Here is an 18601-nt window from a genome sequence, read left to right as displayed (position 1 = left end):
TGAGCAGGCGTGGGTGGGGATCGTTTTCAGCAGACATAGTAGATTTCGGCGGCAGATTCAGTGGATGCAGAACAATCGGCGTAATCGAGGCAGCCCCTCGCAAGATAGGCAGTTTACACAGGCGAGCGGGGGACGACAGATTTTCTTCCGCTATTCCACCCCCCAGTAGCGGAGACGCTGCCCCGGAGCTGGACTGTTGGACCGTAGCTGGACCACGGGACAGAGGAAAAACGGGTCCACTGACGATCAACCGCCATGCGGGCCGAAAAGCAAGACGCTCGCGACGAGACAACGCCCCGCAAGGCTCGGCTGAGATCCAAGACGCGGCAGCAAGTCGAGATCAGAGAGCGGCAAAAGAGAAAGCACGCCCTTGAAAAGGCACCCCTCGCGGCTGTATCCAAATCACCTTGTGGGCATCGACACAGCGGTCTCCTTATCAATCGAGGGCCATTGATTTAATGACTCGGGGATTTCAAAAGTAGCGGAACGGCGCAAGCGGGCTGTTGTTTTAGGCGTTTCGCAAACGTGAGTGAGCCGACAGCGCTAGCTGCGGGCGTCCACTGCGCGCATCGTAGCCGTTAGGCCCGCGGCTAGCGCCTACGGCTCACTAAATCAACAGCCTGCAAGCCGTTCGGTAACGCGGGACCGGACGGCTTGCGCCATTCCGCTAAAAAGAGCACTATAACAATCAATGTCCCCTGATTGATGGCTCACGCGGGGCGAGAGACCAAGCGGTGTTCCAAGAGGAACGCCGAAGAAGTTTTACCGACAAACGCTTCCCAGAGCATTTGTGGATGAATCGCAGGCTCTTGATAGGTCGCGAACATTCGCCAGAACGTGGTCGACCGTCTGGCGACGGTGGCTACAACAGAACTACGACTGCTCTAGCGGTCTTTGGCGTACCAACCGGACTCTTGAGCTTGGCTGCGGATCTTGTTCTGCCACGCGTTGGCACGGGGAGCAGGCTCGGCAGCCGGTTGGCTGATCACGGCGCGGTTTTCGGAGTAAGAACGCGTTGGCACGCGATCCTGTGGCCCTTGCACCGACGCTTCCCGCACCGGAACGCTGAGCCGTTGCTCGTTCGAATAACCCGACGAGCGTTCGACACCGCGATTGAATTGCGTCGTCGGTGGCGGCAAAGCAGGTAACAGATCGGGGGCCTTCAATCGCTCGGTCGTCTCGAACGGGTTGCGATAGTCTTCAGGAGCCGGAATCGGTCGCACGCGAGGTGCCGACTGCTCGGTACCGGTCACGAACTGGCTGCCGTAACGGCTACGTTGGATGCCTGTCGTCAATTCTCGCAAATCTTGCTCATCACGTTCGCGTTGCCACCGGGTCCGCCGTTCGGCGTCATCGGCCTCATCGGTCGACGGACGCGTGTTGGCAGGCGGATTGAGTTGGTAATACGAATTCGGTGTCGACTGATCGGTCTCTCGATCGTCATTGGAACCATTCGAGTCACCATACGGGTCAGACGAATTCTCCGGTGCACTGTATGGCGAATACTGCGATTCACGTTTGGATTCGGCTTCCTTTTGCAGTGCCGCTCGTCCGGCCTCGTATCCTTGTCGCCATGCTTCATCAGCCGCCTTTGAATCAACTTCTTCGGAGGATGGTCGTGCCGAACTGATTGAAGGCGCCGGGAACGGTTCGCGATCGGCATCAAACTCTTGCCGATAAGTCTGCGAACTGCCCGTCAGCGGACTGACGTTGGTATCGGCGTTTCCCGATCCCGAATACCCCGGATCGGAATAACTCGGCGAGCTGTAACTCGGTTCGGAATAAACAGGGGCGGAGTAACTTGGTGCGGTGTAGCTCGGCGAAGAGTAATTTGGCCGGGCCGAAAAAGTGGATGTCGACGGTAGCGTCGGTGGCGAAACCGGCTGCAGATCTCCGCTGCCATTAAGTCCGCTCGTCGGTGCGGAATTGAACCCGTTGGAATCGTAACCGCCGATCGGACTCAATCCCCCAGGAGTCGTCGTGCTCGGAATTGGCGATGCACCGTAGAGCGATCCCGTCGGGTCGTAGGGAGCTTGTGCGCTACATGCATCGATGCCCGTTGCCGGATTGATCCCAAACGAGGAGCTTCCCATTGCCGTCGCCCCCGACAAAGGAGCCGGCTGCAACGTGGCATAAGGAGTGCGTTGGAGCTGCTGAACCGTCGACGTGCAGGGTTGCTGGACAGTGACGGTCGTTCCCGTCACGGGATCGAGGGTGGTGGCGGGACGGTAGTAAGTGATCGGTGCGGTGTAATACGAAGTCCGGTAACCGGTCCCGAGCAACGAATTAAAAAAGCGGGCCAGACCGCTGCGTACGGGAGTCGGATAGACCCGGTTAACGGGCAATGCAACCGTCGAATTTAAGTCAGGTCGGTAGGACGTCACCGGTTGACCAACGACCGATGGCGATGCCGACGCGTAATTGTTCGGGTACAGATTCCCGGTCCCGTAGATCGAACTGCCAGCCGACGCGACACCGCGGTAGCCGGCGATAATCGGTTGACCGGTGTAGACCGATGGATTGTCCAGCGGCACGGCACCGTAGGCGGGACGCTGAACCGCATAGGGCGACGGCGAATAGATACTCCGCCCGGCCAACGGTAGGACGGTCGAATTAGGCGCTGCCGCGGTAACCAGCGGGGTGTAACCGGCGGTGTATGGCGTGTAGGAGGCCGCGTAAGGGCTCACCGGTTGTCCGGTCGTGATCGGCACCGGCGCAGGAACCACGGCCGGAGCGACCGCATAGGCAGGCTGGCGTCCGTACAACCAATCCGTCAAACAGCACGCCGATGCCGATGGCGCAGCGCCGACCGTGACGGCAGTGACGCACGCGAACAGCATCTGACGCGCAGTGCGTTTACGAGCTGACTTCGTTCGGACAGGGTTGATTCGTGCAAAGCGGGCAGGCATGGGCCAATCCAGCGGTTAGCGTCAAAAAGTGAGACGATCAGGATGGAACCTCGCCGACGGTCGCGCATACGACTCGGAGGCGTGTTCCGGTGCAAGTGAACGTCTCAGCCCCTGCAGGGTCAATGGTTCTTGAACCGAAATTGAAACCTTGTCAAGGTTTGCGGTTAGCGAGAAATCGGTTGAAACGATTAGGCAGAATATTCCGCTCAATCACCGGGACACATGGGTGGTCGTGTCTGACCCATAGACGTCCGCGGGATCCACCAATCGCGGCTCTCGAATGTCCACTTCACCGCTGGAATTGACGTCGCGAAAGAAGCAACTTGCGTAACCCTCGTGGCAGGCAGCACCGGTTTGGTCGACATGTAAAAGAATCGTGTCGCCGTCGCAATCGACTTGGACACTCCGCACGATCTGCTGGTGCCCACTCGTTTCGCCTTTCCTCCACAGCTTGCCACGTGAGCGGCTGAAATAGACCGCTCGGCCGGTTTGAAGCGTTTCGGACCACGCCTCCTCGTTCATCCACGCGAGCATCAGCACGCGGCCAGACTCGGCGTCTTGAGCGATGGCGGGCAACAGTCGATCGTCGCTGGCGTCGCAAAGAACACCGGCGGCAAAATTGGGCAGTGGCGAGGTGGGTGCGTTCATGATTCAGGGGTACTCGTGACGATGATTTTGCCGCACAACTGATCGCTCTCCCCGAGTGTTGCCGATTCCTGCAACGCGTGAGCCTGGGCAGCTTCCGCGAGCGTGAAACTCGCGCCGATATTCGCTTTAACTTTTCCGGCGGCCATCATCCGTGACAACTCCTCCGCCGCAGCCCGCATTTCAAACGGCGTCGCTTTGAACATCACGAAACCGTGCAGCGAACATTCTTTGACGTAAAACGGCCCGACCGGAAACGGGGGCTGAGCGTCGCGTCCGGCCATCAACACCATTCGACCGCGTTCGGCCATGACGTCGATCGCGGTCGCGAAGTCGGGTTCGCGGCGAGTTTCCCAAACGACGTTGACGCCACGCTCGCTGAACTGCCGAACCTGTTCGGGGATCGATTGGGTTTTGTAAAGAATAACTTCTTCGGCGCCAAAGCCACGGACCAACTCGGCTTTCTCATCACTGCCCGCCGTCGCGATCACACGTGCTCCCGATGCGACCGCTAGCTGAACGACCATCGATCCCACGCCGCCGCTACCGCCGATCACCAAGACACTCTCACCAGGCTGCAACTGGGCCTCGCGAAACAATCCCAGATGCGCGGTGATTCCGACCAGGGCACACGCCGCAGCGTCCTCGAACGAGACGGCGTCAAGCAATGCAAACACCCATTTCTCGTCCACGGCAATCTTTTCAGCAAACGTGCCCTGCCGGCCGAGCAAACCTTGATTCGTCGTCCAAACCCGCTCGCCGACCGAAAAACGCTTCACGTTCGCCCCGATGGCCTCGACCACTCCGGCCGCATCGCAACCGGGGAAGTATGGGAACGGCAACTCCATCGCCACCACTCCCGATCGCACATACGTATCGATCGGATTGACCGACATCGCGTGCGTGCGGATCAAAACTTGATCGTCGCCAATCTGAGGATCGGGAACATCTCCATATTGAATCGCCTCCGGAGCACCGGTGGCCGTCACAAAAGCAGCTTTCATGAAATCGAAATTGAAAAAAAGTGAATCAGAAGTGGGGGAAAGTCGGCGACCTGGCACCGACGCGATAATCTAACGCAACGAGCCGACTCGTTTCAGAGCCCGACAGCCCCGGACAACAAAGCAACGCAAATCGGCTCGTTGGACAGCGGCCACTTTCTGGCAGACCGACTGGAGTTACCGCCCGTGACGTAGCTGAGATTCTCCGAGGCTCCGAACGCGGGTAACGCCCAAAATTCTTGGCCCCCGAGAGACCGAGCTCCGTGAATCGTCTCGCTGTCCACCTAGCCCAACTCCGAAATTCGAATCGCACTGTCGGCGATCAGCGTCGCGATATCCTCGCGAACCGGATACAGACGATCGCCCGCCTGATTCACCAAACCCGCGTCGATCGGCTCTTCCACCCGGGTCCCCAATTGGTCGCGTGCGGTGCCCGCGGCGATCGCGGCGTTGACCCGTTCGATGACGTGTACATCCGCGAGCACCAGTGCATCACCCCCACAAGGGCATCGTAAGATAGGCAAAATATCCGGGGTTATCATCATGCGTTTCTGCCCGCGATGCGGTTTGGTTTTAATGAGTGTGGGGGCCGAAGTCCGAATAGACTCGCATTGTCTTCTCTTTTAGAACGCTCGCCTAGCCGTTCTGGCTGCGGGCCTTCGTAACGCACGACGAGGGATTGTCATGCGACATGTCGCACGTTTTCGCAAGCAGTTTCACGGCTTGATCGCGGTTTCCGTGGTTATGGTCAGCTCCCCTTCTCTCTTGCTCGCCGAGGATACGCCCGGATATTACACCGATCCGTCAACAGGCATCGTCTATCGCAAGGTCGTCAGGACCATCGAACGACCAGTCGTCGAAACCAAGATGACTCAACGCCAGGAAACCGTTTTCAAACCCAAAACGGTTGTGGAAACTAGGCCGACAACCCGCCGTATCTACACGCCAGTCACCGAATTTCGGTGGGTTCCGAAAGTCGAAGGTCGTTGGAATCCGTTCCGACAACCGACCGTGGCCTACCACCACGTCCCCGAAACTCGCTGGCAACCGCTCGATCACGTGGTCGCCGAAACCAAAACTCAGGTCCAATGGGAAGCCGTCACGCAGACGGTTGATGTCCCCCAGCGCTTGACTCGAATCGCCCGGGAGGAGCAAGTTGACTTCGAACCGGTTGGGCGGGTGGCACCACCGGCGACGCAAAGTTTGGCGAGCAACGTGGCGCCAGAAATCGCCGCCCGGCTGCGTCCACTTTCCAGTGACGCCCCCGTTGCCCCGCTTGGAACGGCAGGAAACGCCCCCATAACAAGCAGTTTCGTGACCCGCGAGACACCTCGCACCTCGCTGCAATCGGGCCTCCGAGCCACCGAATTGAGCCCCGGAAGCTCGGGTACCTACATCCAACCGCTCGGATCCGGCGACACCAGCGGGGTCGCTGGACTGTCCGTTCCGCGGATCTGGAGATGAAAATCGTCCGGTTTAACGGGTTTTCCGACTTGTAACCTCCTGTCAAACTGTAGCATCTGGATAATTCGGGGCTAAGGCGGTGTTCCTTTCCTCATCTGCCGATGTTGCATGTCAGGGAAAATAGACTTACACGTCGAAAGCTCGTAACCGCGATAGGTTGAAACTGGTGGATCTGCAAAAATACTTCTCTGGCGATATGCCCCCGCGGGACCATTTCGTATCGATCCTGCGGCACTGGGAACAGGCCCGATCCTCGAACACCGCGTTCTCGTTCACTGACGGCGAGGACGCCGAGGAATCGCTCAGCTACGCGGAGTTATGGGACGAGGTCCGCGGACTCGCCGGTTACCTGCAAGGCCGGTGCGGTATCCGTCCCGGCGACCGCGTGTTGTTGCTTTACCCGCCGGGGTTGGAATTTGTTGTTTCACTGTTTGCGGTCTTTGCCACCGGCGCCATCGCGGTTCCTGCCTTCCCACCCCGACGTAACCGCAAAGCCTCGCGGATCCGTTCCATCGTGCTCGACGCCGACGCACGGTGGGCGTTGTCGACCAGTTCGGTCATTGAACAACTCTCCGGTCCACACCTCCACGAGGACCTCGTCGGCGTTCAATTGCTCGGCACCGATTCGCCCGATCACCGCGACGGGTCCTATTGGCGTTGCCCACGACTGCGCAGCGACGCGCTCGGCGTGTTGCAGTACACCTCCGGTTCGACTGGTTCGCCAAAAGGCGTCATGCTCACGCACGAGAATCTGGTCGCCAACAGCGAACTGATTCTGCACGCGTTCCAACCGTCGCGGTCAATCGTCGGCGCATCGTGGCTGCCGACGTATCACGACATGGGGCTGATCGGTGGCGTCGTGATGCCGATGTTCATGGGTTGCCCGAACGTCTTGATGAGCCCGATGGCATTCCTGCAACGACCGGCGCGATGGCTACACGTCGTTTCGAAGCACAACGTTACCGTGAGCGGTGGACCGAACTTCGCGTACCAGTTGTGCGTCGACAAGATCACCGATGAAGAAGTCGCTGGCCTTGATCTTTCGTCCTGGGAAATTGCGTTCAATGGCGCCGAACCGATCCGCGCTTCAACGCTCGATGCGTTCACACAACGGTTCAGCAAGATCGGATTCCAAAGCACCTCGCACCTGCCGTGCTATGGGATGGCGGAAACAACCCTGATCGTGACAGGCGGTCCGAAGGACAACGGGAAGGATCAAGCGCGTCCGGTGTTGTCGCGATTCGACGGTCCCTCGCTCGACAACAAAAAAGTAAGTGCTCCCACCGATCCCGATTCCGGTCGCGAACTGGTCGGATGCGGACGCGTCTTGCCGGGAGAACAGATCGAAATCGTTGACCCTGACACCTGCGATTTGCTCGCCCCGGGCTCGATCGGCGAGATATGGGTGAAGAGCCCTTCGGTTGGTCGTGGCTATTGGCAACGACGCGAAGAATCGAAGAAAACGTTCGCCGCGATGACGAGCGACAACCAAGGCCCGTTTTTGCGAACAGGCGATTTGGGTTTTCTGCACGAAGGACAACTGTTCGTGTCCGGGCGGTTGAAGGACATGATCATCGTGCGGGGCGTCAATCGTTACCCGCAAGACATCGAGGAAACCGTCGAACGGGCTAGCGACGTCGTGCAAGCTGGATCCGTTGCCGCGTTTGCGATGACCGATAGCGACCGCGAGCAACTCGTGATCGTCGCTGAAACCATTCGTCGTCGCGATCTCGATTGGGACGATCACTTGCAATCGATCCGTCGCGCGGTCACCGCCGAACATGATCTTCCACCCGACGCGGTCTACCTCGTCCGTAACAGCAGCGTGCCGAAAACGAGCAGCGGCAAGATCCAACGTCACGCCTGTTTGCACGCCGTTCGTGACAACGAATTGAAAGTCGTTGCACAGTGGATCCGTGGCGAAGAATCATCACTGCAGCCATCTGCCATGGCTGGCGAAACGATGATGAAAGCCGCCGCAGGTAGCAGCGGACTCAATGTGCCCGCCGATCCCGTCATCATCGATGCGATCGAAACGCACGTCCGCCGCATCGCTGGCGAGCGGGCCGGCCAAATGTCGACGGACACCAACATCGTCTTGGATCTCGGTCTCGATAGTCTCGAACGACTCGAAATCGCCCGCAGCCTCGAACGTACCTTCGGCGGACGCTTTCCCGAACAGGTGCTCGACGAAATCGAAACGATCGGACAAACCGCCGCAGCGGTCGAACGGTACCTGCCGGCCGGTGCCCGGGCCCGCGCCGAAGCGTTCCTCGCCGATCCCAATCAACAACTCGGCGCCACCGATGATCAAATCAACGGCTCGGATCTGGAAGCGGCGATCACCGCGCATTCCATCGACGGCAACGCAACCCGTCCGATCCGCAGCGTCTCGGTGGCTCCCGAAGACGACGTGACCCAGTTCACCGAATACCGCCGGCTCAAAGCCACCATGCGGCAGATGCAATTGACGGGCTGCCCCAACCCGTACTTCACCGTTCACGACAACATCGTCAGCGATACGACGATGATCGACGGTGAAACGTACATCAGTTTCGCCAGCTACAACTATCTCGGCCTGAGCGGTCACCCCGAAGTTTCTGCGGCGGCCTCCGACGCGATCGCGCAGTACGGAACGAGCGTCTCGGCCAGTCGACTCGTCAGCGGTGAAAAACCGATCCACGGCCAACTCGAACGCCGCATCGCCGAATGGGTCGGTGTCGACGCTGCGATCACGATGGTCGGAGGTCACGCAACCAACGAAACCACGATCGGACACCTCGTCGGCCCCGAAGATCTGATCTTGCACGACGCGTTGTCCCACAACAGCATCGTGCAAGGGGCGTTGCTGTCCGGTGCCAAACGGCGACCGTTCCCACACAACGATTACGAATCGCTCGACCGAATGTTGACGGCGCTTCGGCACCAATACCGACGGACCCTCATTGTCATCGAAGGCGTCTACAGCATGGACGGCGATTTCGCCGACGTGCCGAAGTTCATCGAAGTCAAAAAACGTCATCGCTGCATGTTGATGGTCGATGAAGCCCACAGTTTTGGAACGATGGGCAAAACCGGACACGGCATCGCAGAGCACTTCGGTCTCAATCCGAAAGATGTCGATATCTGGATGGGCACGCTGAGTAAATCGGCTTCGTCGTGCGGCGGATACATCGCTGGCCCACAGGCCCTGGTCGAGTTACTGCGTTACACCGCCCCCGGTTTTGTCTTCAGCGTGGGGATGCCTCCCAGCCAAGTCGCCGCGGCGATCGCGTCCCTCGATGTGCTCGAACGCGAACCGGAACGCGTCGAACGACTGCGTCAGAACAGCCAGTTGTTCCTTTCACTTTGCCGTAAATCCGGTCTTGATACCGGAGACAGCGGCGGAACTCCCGTCGTGCCCGTCATCACTGGGAACTCGCTGGTCGCGCTGAGGTTGAGCAATCGGTTGAAGAAAGACGCGATCAACGTGCAACCGATTCTCTATCCCGCAGTCGACGAATCCGCCGCTCGCTTGCGGTTCTTCATCACCAGCGAGCATTCCGAAGAGCAGATTCGCTTTACTGTCGATCGCACGCAGTTCCACTACAATGAACTGCAAGGAATCCCAGCCACCTCGCTCGCCGAAACCGGCTAGATACCGCGAGTGCTCCGCACCGCTGAATTCATTGGGTCAACCCATTCGTGATGCGTCACGCGTCAAACGACGCGTGAATTGCCGGTCATCGCCGCCACCACCATCACCGAAATTACCATGACTTCGCATGAATCGTGCCGTCGCACATGAATGATCGACCGCAACAAATCCTGGGCGTTGTTCTCGCCGGTGGTAGATCGTCTCGGATGGGTCGTTGCAAAGCCGAGCTGCCGCATCCCGATGGCGGCACATTTCTTCAACACGCCATCGGCCAACTCTCTGCGGTTTGCGATCAAATCGCGGTTTCTCTCGCCGCGGATGCATCAGAGGTTGCGTTGCCGGACTCTCCTGACCTGCACACCGTTGTCGACTCACGGCCTGACTGTGGTCCGGCCGAAGGCGTATCGAGATCACTCGAACTCGTTGGTACACTCCGCTGCACCGGAGCCTTATTCACGCCGGTTGACGTGCCGCGTCTCAAAGCGGAACATTTGGGAGTCCTGCTACGGCAATTTGAATCGACCCCTGATCGGATCGTGTGCGCGGTCACCTCGGCAATTGCAACGGATGACTCATCCGTTGGATCCTTGGACAAAACGCTACAACCGCTCATCGCGGTCTATCCGTTGGGGATGTTAGCGGAGCTCACCTCGTTGGCTCGCTCTCACCGTCGCAGCCTGTATCGGTTCATCCAAACCATAGATCACGTCACCGTCGGACTGCCCGCTGACGTGCTCCACAACGTCAATTCGCCTGCCGATCTTCACCCATGAACCACTACGCTTTCGATTGCCCCGGCGACGCGATCGCCGCACTCGCCGAACCGCTAACTCCAGTCGATGTCGAACACGATTGCGGCAACTTGCTCGGCCGCGTACTTGCAGGCCCGATCATCGCAGACCGTGATAATCCGGCCGCCGACGTTTCGGCGATGGACGGCTACGCGATCGCAATGCGCCGGCCGGTAGAGTCCAGCGAACTGCACTGCAACGACGAAATCCCGGTTACGGGGGAAAGCATTCCTGGATCACCCGCCCCCGACTTCGCCGATTTTGGTGTGATCCGCATCTTCACCGGCGGAATGGTTCCGGCGGGTTGTGACCGCGTGATCCAACGGGAATACACGATCGAAACCCCCGCCGCGAAATCGCCTCCGCTGGGCACGATCCGCTGGCGCGCCGAAGCCAAACTCACCCGTCCGGCAGACAATATCCGTGGGCGCGCCGAAAACATCGGCGCGGGCGAGCAGGCGTTATCATCCGGTGTGGTCGTGCGGGGCCCGCAAGCCGGTGTGATCGCGAGCTTCGGTCTCACCACGGCAACGGTGCACCGCTTGGTTCGCGTCGCCATCATCACAACGGGTGACGAACTCGACGACGTGAACCACACGTCAAACGAATCGCTGCCACCGTGGAAGATTCGCAACAGCAACGCGCCCACCCTGCAGTCGCTGATGGCGACACGCCCTTACGTCGCATCACCAACGATGCTCCACGTCCCTGATGATCCGGAGCACTTGCAAAAGGCAGTGCTCGATGCAATTGCCGCACACGACATCGTCATCCTGACCGGCGGAGTTTCCATGGGCGATCACGACTACGTGCCGGCGATCACGGCCGCGATCGGCGCCAAAACAATCTTCCACAAATTGCCGCTGCGACCGGGCAAGCCCATCCTGGGTGCGATCTATCAAGACGCCGACACCTCGACCGCCAAACCCATTGTCGGCCTGCCAGGAAATCCCGTCAGCGCCACCATGGGCGCCGTCCGATTCGCGTTACCCCTGATCGACAAACTCGCGGGCGTCATGCACTGGCAGGCGACACCTCAGTCGGTGATGTTGGACGAAATCGGCCCTAAAATCCTGCACCTTCACTGGATGCGAGCCGTCCGGATGTCCGGCCCAGGACGCGCCGAACTGGTCGTCGGCAAGGGCTCCGGTGACCTCGTCTCCCTCGGAGCAAGCGACGGATTCATCGAGATGCCGCCCAACGCAAACCACCCCGGTCCCTGGCCGTTTTTCTCCTGGTGATGTCCCCGATGGCAGCCACAGTGGCATCCTTTTGATGACACATCGGAATCACCGTGAGCACGCTCACCAACTCAATGTGACGACACTTTCAATTTGGGATCAGGTCGCCAAAACTGCCCAAACCCTGTGAAACGCTAGTGAAACAGCGATAAAGCGGCTTACCTTGCCTAATTGGCACACCTCATGCGTTTAAGAGACTCCACTAAGCCACTTACCTTTTTGGAGATTTCCGATGACACGATGTTTCGCCCTGGTCGCCGCCGCTATTGTTGCCACGTTCACCTGCTCCTCGGCGAACGCTCAAGTGTTCAACCGGTTCGGTTTCTACCCACGTCCGGTTCAGACGCAGACCCACCACGACGATTTCCACAGCTCGCATCATTCGGGCAGTCATCACGACAGCCATGTTCACCAGGCCAGCGTGAGGGAATTGGACCGATTGGCGGATCAGCTTGCTGAGGTCGCCCGTCACCTCCACGACGACGCTCACCAATTGAGCCAAGACTACGAGCACTCGCACGGGATCGAAGTAACCGTCACCAAGCTCGAACGGCTCCAAGAGCACATGCATCACATCCTGCACGACGCGGCGAACTCACGATACGCGTCGAGCAGCCTGATTCACCACGTCGCCGAGGATATGAACAGCGTCCGATCGCTGCTCTTGACGCTGTACCGCGAACTGCAACACCAAGGCTATGACGGTGTGCGACACCAAGATTACATCGCCATCAATCACATGCGTGGTGTGATCACGGGGGAAGCCTTGCCACTGTTGCAACGGATGGAACTCGCATTGTACGGATCGACCTCGCATCACGACGTCCACACCTATCAACGCCGCTCCACATCTCGACAACCGGTGACTTACCAACGCCCTCGCTCTTCGACAGGTATAAGCTTGCCGGGCTTCACTATCAGGTTCTAGAGCATCTTACGATGCTAACTCACGTCGCTGACGAACCCGAGAACACGCGGACAAGGAAACGAGTTCGCGTGTTTTCGTTTAAAGAGAAAGGTCAATGGGGAACGAGCGGCAAGGTCGACTTCGCGGTATTCCCCACCCTCGTGGTTGCAATGCAACGCCACGGTCTTGCAGTCCCGCGTTGTCTGTCGTTGCACACCGTTCGAGACCATCAAACGATTCGGTGATAACGTTGCCTATCTTACGGTGATCCGCGATTCGAAAACGAGTTGTATGCAGACGCTGCGTGAGAGACATTCCGTTCCCTTTAAGAAACAACGATGTTTCGACGCGTTATTAGCGAAACAATAATTGCAGGAACGTTGGCAAGTATTCACGCCAAACGTTCCATGAGTGGTTGCCTTTCGTTTCTACGTATACGTGATCAATGTCATGCGTTTTGAGCTGTTCGACGAAGTGATGATTTCGCTTGAGTAGAAAATCGTCGGAGCCGCATGCGATCCAAAATAGTCGTCGTTGTTGATTGACATCGGCGGTGTCCTGCGTCCACTCAGGGTGCTGTGTCGCGAACTCACCCTCCGGCGCCGCGGCACTGAAGGCACCCACCCAAGCAAATTCGTTTGGACGAGTCATCGCCATCGCGATCGAGTGGCCGCCTCCCATCGACAATCCCGTGATCGCTCTTCGTTCCGGATGAGTGGAAACATGATATTGCGTCGTCACCAGAGGCAGGAGGTCGTCCAAAACGTCATCAACCAACTGCTCACTGTTCTTGTTGTTGTAGTCTTCCGACCAAGTTCGCTCGTTAGGAGGAATCGGGTGGCCGTTGGGCATCACGACGACGAGCGGAGAGATTTTTCCAGCGGCAATCAAATTATCCAGGATATGATGGGCCCGCCCTACTTCGGTCCACGCCGTTTCGTCGTCACCGAAACCGTGGCAGAGCACCAACAGAGGATAAGGCTCGGCCGCGTCCGGTTCGTACCCCGGCGGCGTGTAAACCACTGCGGCACGCTGCCCACCGGTCGTTGTGGACTGATAAAGATGGCGATGGACTGTGCCGTGCGGCACACCTGCCCGCTGCGTCAACAGAGGCTCCTCGCCTGGGATCTCGAACAAACTCGCGCACACGAACCACTTCTTCGTCCATCGATTTCGCGGATCCGTCACACGCACCCCGTCGACCTCAAACACGTACTCATAGATGCCCGGCGCGAGCGGCCCCGTTGTCACCTTCCAAATCCCATCGACATCTCGCGTCAGTGGCAACGCTTTGCGATTCAGCAACACGCTGATCTTCTCTGAATCACCGCCCGAAAAACGAAAGGTCACTGTTCGGTTTGGGTGAACCTCAGGCGAGATAAGCGTTCCCGGTTCTTGCCCGGCAGGCGTGGTCTTCCGCGAAACGATTCGACGGATTTCATTGAACTCAACGTCGTTGGGATCCTCTGGGAAATCATAGGGCAGAATCCACCATTGCTCGGTGAAGTCGGCCTGTTGCCCCGGTTTCAAATTCTCCGCCGGACCGATCGGTTCCAATTCGACGCGGTCCTGTTCGGGGTACCACACTGACACTGTCAACCCAGCAGCTTCGTTGTACGGGCGGTCAGGATACGTTTCGAAACGTTTCACAAAGATTTGATTGGTCGGCGCCAGATACGCAAACCATCCGGCATGAGAATCAAACCCGAGCTTTGCATGCTGGGGCGGGCCCGTCACGATGACCGCGTCTTTGCTGACCTGAATCTGAGGATCGTCGGGCTGCAGCTGAATCGAGTTCGCCCCTTCATACATGACATAGCCGACAGGAAATCGACCGTGAACTGATCGGGGCACCACCGCGACGCCGCCACCGACCGCGAACGTACGTCCCCAATGACAAAGGCTGACCGATTTCTTCGATTCATTCACGATCGTTTGCGTGCAGCGCAATTGGGAATCGGACTCATGCAGATGAAACTCGCGAATCAAACGCACGCCTGATTCCGGATCAAACTGGCTCGTCAGCCGAGCCGCACGATCGCCCGTGATCTCCCCCGTCCACTCGCCGGCCCATAACACTTGACCGCGTTTGACCACCTTTTCGGGACCGATGTCAAAACGCCCCGCATTCAAATCAGGACGTTTTCTGTCAGTCCCCGCTCGCCATCCTTCGCCACCGGACGGGAGGTAAAGAACGTTCGTACCATCAAGCGCATACTCGAGCACCCGACCGCCCGCCGCGGGACATAACACCACCGAGACCTCGTCGTTCTGTAAACGGATGCAGTCGTCATACCCGTAATAGGAAACAACCGACGCCCCTTCGAAAGCGTTCACCGGAAGCACATTGAAACAACAGACGACAATCGCCGCGCCCACTCCAAAGGTGGCACGTCGAAGGTAGGCATGGGGGCGCATGAGAAATCTCGTTGGGGAACGAAGTCAAGAAAGCGACGCCGAATACTGTAACCGGTCGCGAACCGTCGTGTGCGAACTCTCGTGTGCGAACCATCCCACGTAAGCTATTCAAGCACAGTTGCTGACGCAGACGATTAGTGTGAACGCAAGTCCATGGATCTGGAACCGATCGAGCCAGCTGCCCACCATTCTATTGATTGAAATAGAAATGATTCACCAAACTCGATCAAAAATTGTCCGCCATCCAACGTCGCCACCGGGAAAACAAAGACATCGGCGGTAGATCCACTCTTGCCGCGGCGACCAGCCTGGCGGGCAGGACCATCGCGTTGGAATTCTTCTCATCGATCGAGACGGTCACTTCGTACAAAACTTCTCGCCGAGGATGCGTGCCGTCCGCGCGAGATTGAGCCGATGCCCATCCCGACGCGACTATCTCGTCCGGCAACGAGTCCACCGGATCCGTCGAGATGGCTTCAACCCGCCCTGTGATCGAGCCGATCGGCAGCCCGCGATACCCCAGCGAAACCGATTGGCCCGGCCGCAACGCATCGACGGATTCTTGAGGCACAAACAACGAAACCGTTCTCGCTGTCGGGTGCCCACTCCGACCGACCAGAGTACCGCTTTCCATCGTCGCACCAACATGTTCGCGACGTAACGGAACGCCTGTCCAACTCCAGCGACCTTCCTCGCGTTGCCGTTTGGTGGCGCGACGGATCGGCGGGTCGAAAAGCGTCATTCCTGGTTGCACGCGTGGTTCCACCTCCTGCAAGCGATTGGCGATGGTGGCGTGTTGTTCCTCGGCACTGCTCAACTGATCCTGCAGGATCGGATGCAACAACGCTCTCTCAGGCTGTTCCAGGCGATCGATCTTCGCCGCCGCGAGTTCCGCCCGCAGTTCGCCGACACGTCCCCGTGCCATCAACTCTTGCAAACGCAGTCGCCAATCATCCAACTTCAAGACGTTACCGGTCGCCTCCGCCGAAACCAGCGTGCCCGGGGTCGAAACGTAGAGCGGCATTTCGCCTTCCGGCCGCACCAACGCGCCCACCCGCAGGCTGCGCGGCAGTGGAACAAATAGGAGCAACATCATCGCAGCGGCGATCAAACCGGACACCAATCGACCATGACCTCGATCATCCGGATCATCATCACGCACCCGCCGTTCGCCTCGGATAAATTGGTTCATTAGCACAAAACCGAGCCAGGCCGTGATAGGTAGCGCCGCGCCCACGCCGACGCGAGATTCGACAAGCGTGTAGACGGCCCACAAAATGGCCGCATAAACGACCATTCGATACCCGGTGCTGGCGATGCCATACAACACCAACCACGGGTTCGCTCGTGTCGTTGCTTCGCCCTGAAACAAGCCTGAGAAAAAAGAACGCACCGCCGCGCCCGCTTCGGTGGAAAGATTCGGCACACCAGCCCAATCCGAAAGCATGTAGTACCCGTCATACCGCAGCAACGGATTGGCATTGATCAGAACCGTGCTAATTGAAGCGACCATGACAATCAGCGCCGACAAATCATGTAACACACCGGGCTGCGTCGTCGCCCAAACCAGCACCGCGATCGACGCCACAATCCATTCCGCGATCATGCCGGTGGCAGAAACCAAAATCCGATCTCGACGTCGCGGCATTAACCACGTGTCACTCACGTCGCAATACAAACAGGGAATTCCCAACAATAACAACACACCGACTTCGCGACATCGACCTCCCAACGCACTACACACCCAGGCGTGCCCGATCTCATGGATCACCTTGGTCGTCACGACCGCCAACGCAAAAATCAGCAGGATACTGCTAATCGAACCGTCGCCGCTGATCCCGCCAGATGAAACCACGGCCGTGTACAGCTGCTGGCTCGCACTCGCCGAATCCGCGAGCAACTCATCCAACCGCAAACCCACGACTGAGCACGCCAATAGTAGCAACAGCAAAATAGCGATCAAAACATGCCTGGCCCTGATTCTATCCCACCACGCCGCTTTCCCACGATCGAGAAACAAGCCCGTCATTTTCGGCAGGCGAGCGAACAATCGATCCGGCGTGAATCCTGGCAATCGAATCGCGAGCGGCTGGCTCCACCATCGCCGACGTGGACGCTGTGGCGAGGCGCGCCACCATCGTGACGGCGTCGCGACATCGTTGCTGACCAACAATCCGGCACGACTCGCCGAAGATAGAAACCGCGCCAACGTCCGCGATTCCACATGACCGCGATATTTCTGTTCCAATTCGGCAAAGCCACATCCACCAGCCAGCGACCGTAGGATCCCAAACTCAGCCTCGTCGAAAAAGTGAAACGCTTGGGAGAGCGGATCTTTTAAAACCCAAACGCAGCGATCACCCAACGAGATCTGTCTGGAGATCAAATCCGAACGCAGTTCCAAACGGGGTACACTCATCAGCGGATCTCGACGCGCGCGTTCGACCCCGGATACACACTGCCGTCGTTCTGAAATTCGATCCAGAATCGAACTTCGCCGGTCACAGCATCGATTTCAGGACTGACGAACTTGCGTCCACCTGAGAAACGTCCCGTGTCCCCATTCGGCTGCAAAATAAGTATCCATACTTCGTTTGAGTCGCGTAGCCTCTGAGCATGTGCGGCCTTCGCGAACCCTTCGACTCGTAATCGATCGCGATTAATGACCCGAGCGACGACTTGTCCCGGCCGCACCCAATCACCGGTGCGAACATGGACCGCGACCACGGCTCCATCAATCGGAGATCGCAGATGATGCGCCTCGAGATCGTTCTGAGCGAGCTCCAATTGCAACCGTTGCATCTCGGCTTCGAGTTTACGAACTTGTCCCGCCGATTTGGCAGCCTCCAAAGCGACTTCCGCCGTTTCCCGCTTCAGCCGCAGGGTTTCGCCAAACGCGTTGTCGAGCCGCACATCGATCTCAGCCATCTCGCGTTGAAATTTCGCTTCGAGCGTTTCCAATTCCGCGCGTTGGAGCGCTAGATGCAGAGCGTCGATTTCGGATTCCGAAACCGCGTCGGAAAAGTTCTGCCTCGCATTCTTCGCTCGCATCCATTCGTTCCGCGAAACCGCTTCGGCCTTCTGAGCCGCTTGAATCTTCAAGTCATTGGCCGCTCGTCGTCGATTCAACTCGCGGCGCACCGCGTGCTCACGGATCAACTGGTCGCGTTCAGCCACCTCCGCCTCGGCGGCGTCGACAGCATCGGTCGCGGCAACTCGATTTTCTGCGATTCGCAACGAGCGATCGGCTAACGACCGCTCGATCTGTGCTTTCTGATCATCGAGTATGAGCATCAAATCGCCGGCCACGAGGGTCCCTCCCTCCTGCACCCGCACTTCGCTCACTTTCCCTTCCGTTGTCGCCGACACCGACGCTTCGTCGATCAACACGACAACGAGATCCGCAACAACCGTCGGCTCGGCGGCCTCTGCAAACTGGGCATTCGACGCAATCGCGGCACATATCATGGCCATGATGATCGCCCCGCGTGCAGCGTTAGTGAATCCACGTCGCACTGAGCAAAACTGAATAGACACCGTGGATTTCGCCAGGAATCCTCGAGGTATGAGGCTCGGGCAATTCGCACT

Annotated in this window: 12 protein-coding genes; 5 read left to right on the top strand and 7 right to left on the bottom strand. The window is 58.4% G+C overall.

Translation table 11 applies throughout. From position 1 onward, the window contains the following. Positions 1 to 884: 884 nt before the first annotated feature. The 4 genes from NB063_RS13520 to NB063_RS13505 all read right to left on the bottom strand — a co-directional run bounded on the left by NB063_RS13520 (position 885) and on the right by NB063_RS13505 (position 5100). Positions 885 to 2840: a hypothetical protein gene (locus NB063_RS13520; RefSeq protein WP_456061993.1), complete on the bottom strand. Its 1956-nt coding sequence runs from the start codon at positions 2838 to 2840 to the stop codon at positions 885 to 887. A 279-nt stretch (positions 2841 to 3119) separates the two neighbouring features. After that, positions 3120 to 3557 (bottom strand): phosphoribosyl-AMP cyclohydrolase, encoded by a 438-nt coding sequence (hisI, locus tag NB063_RS13515; RefSeq protein ID WP_250929260.1) that lies wholly within the window; start codon positions 3555 to 3557, stop codon positions 3120 to 3122. Beyond that, the gene (locus NB063_RS13510) at positions 3554 to 4558 is read right to left on the bottom strand and encodes an NADPH:quinone reductase (protein ID WP_250929259.1); all 1005 of its coding nucleotides are present in this window, start codon (positions 4556 to 4558) and stop codon (positions 3554 to 3556) included. The genes hisI and NB063_RS13510 overlap by 4 nt, the downstream gene beginning before the upstream one ends. Before the next feature lie 281 nt (positions 4559 to 4839). Continuing rightward, on the bottom strand, positions 4840 to 5100 hold the full coding sequence (locus tag NB063_RS13505) for a Trm112 family protein (protein ID WP_250929258.1): 261 nt from the start codon (positions 5098 to 5100) through the stop codon (positions 4840 to 4842). Positions 5101 to 5239: 139 nt separating this feature from the next. Here NB063_RS13505 and NB063_RS13500 point away from each other — a divergent pair, with 139 nt between their 5' ends. The 5 genes from NB063_RS13500 to NB063_RS13480 all read left to right on the top strand — a co-directional run bounded on the left by NB063_RS13500 (position 5240) and on the right by NB063_RS13480 (position 12616). After that, complete coding sequence (locus NB063_RS13500; protein WP_250929257.1) at positions 5240 to 6019, top strand: hypothetical protein; 780 nt, start codon at positions 5240 to 5242, stop codon at positions 6017 to 6019. Positions 6020 to 6215: 196 nt separating this feature from the next. Next, positions 6216 to 9656 carry an aminotransferase class I/II-fold pyridoxal phosphate-dependent enzyme gene (locus NB063_RS13495; protein WP_250929271.1) on the top strand — a complete coding sequence of 1147 codons (3441 nt, stop codon included), beginning with the start codon at positions 6216 to 6218 and terminating at the stop codon, positions 9654 to 9656. 146 nt (positions 9657 to 9802) lie between these two features. After that, positions 9803 to 10429 (top strand): molybdenum cofactor guanylyltransferase, encoded by a 627-nt coding sequence (locus NB063_RS13490; protein WP_250929256.1) that lies wholly within the window; start codon positions 9803 to 9805, stop codon positions 10427 to 10429. Further along, entirely contained in the window at positions 10426 to 11688 is a 1263-nt protein-coding gene (locus NB063_RS13485; RefSeq protein ID WP_250929255.1) for a molybdopterin molybdotransferase MoeA, read from the top strand. Before NB063_RS13490 ends, NB063_RS13485 begins: the two co-directional genes overlap by 4 nt. A 232-nt stretch (positions 11689 to 11920) precedes the next feature. Continuing rightward, the gene (locus NB063_RS13480; protein WP_250929254.1) at positions 11921 to 12616 is read left to right on the top strand and encodes a hypothetical protein; all 696 of its coding nucleotides are present in this window, start codon (positions 11921 to 11923) and stop codon (positions 12614 to 12616) included. 333 nt (positions 12617 to 12949) lie between these two features. Here NB063_RS13480 and NB063_RS13475 read toward each other — a convergent pair whose 3' ends face one another. The 3 genes from NB063_RS13475 to NB063_RS13465 form a co-directional block, all read right to left on the bottom strand. Beyond that, complete coding sequence (locus NB063_RS13475) at positions 12950 to 15013, bottom strand: alpha/beta hydrolase-fold protein (protein WP_250929253.1); 2064 nt, start codon at positions 15011 to 15013, stop codon at positions 12950 to 12952. A 226-nt stretch (positions 15014 to 15239) separates the two neighbouring features. Then, positions 15240 to 17432 (bottom strand): zinc metalloprotease, encoded by a 2193-nt coding sequence (locus NB063_RS13470; RefSeq protein ID WP_250929252.1) that lies wholly within the window; start codon positions 17430 to 17432, stop codon positions 15240 to 15242. Beyond that, positions 17432 to 18487 carry an HlyD family efflux transporter periplasmic adaptor subunit gene (locus NB063_RS13465; protein ID WP_250929251.1) on the bottom strand — a complete coding sequence of 352 codons (1056 nt, stop codon included), beginning with the start codon at positions 18485 to 18487 and terminating at the stop codon, positions 17432 to 17434. The genes NB063_RS13470 and NB063_RS13465 overlap by 1 nt, the downstream gene beginning before the upstream one ends. Between the last annotated feature and the right edge of the window lie 114 nt (positions 18488 to 18601).

It is taken from the genome of Aporhodopirellula aestuarii, assembly GCF_023701485.1.
Classification (GTDB): Bacteria; Planctomycetota; Planctomycetia; order Pirellulales; family Pirellulaceae; genus Rhodopirellula; species Rhodopirellula aestuarii.
This window is presented reverse-complemented; position numbering and strand designations above follow the sequence as displayed.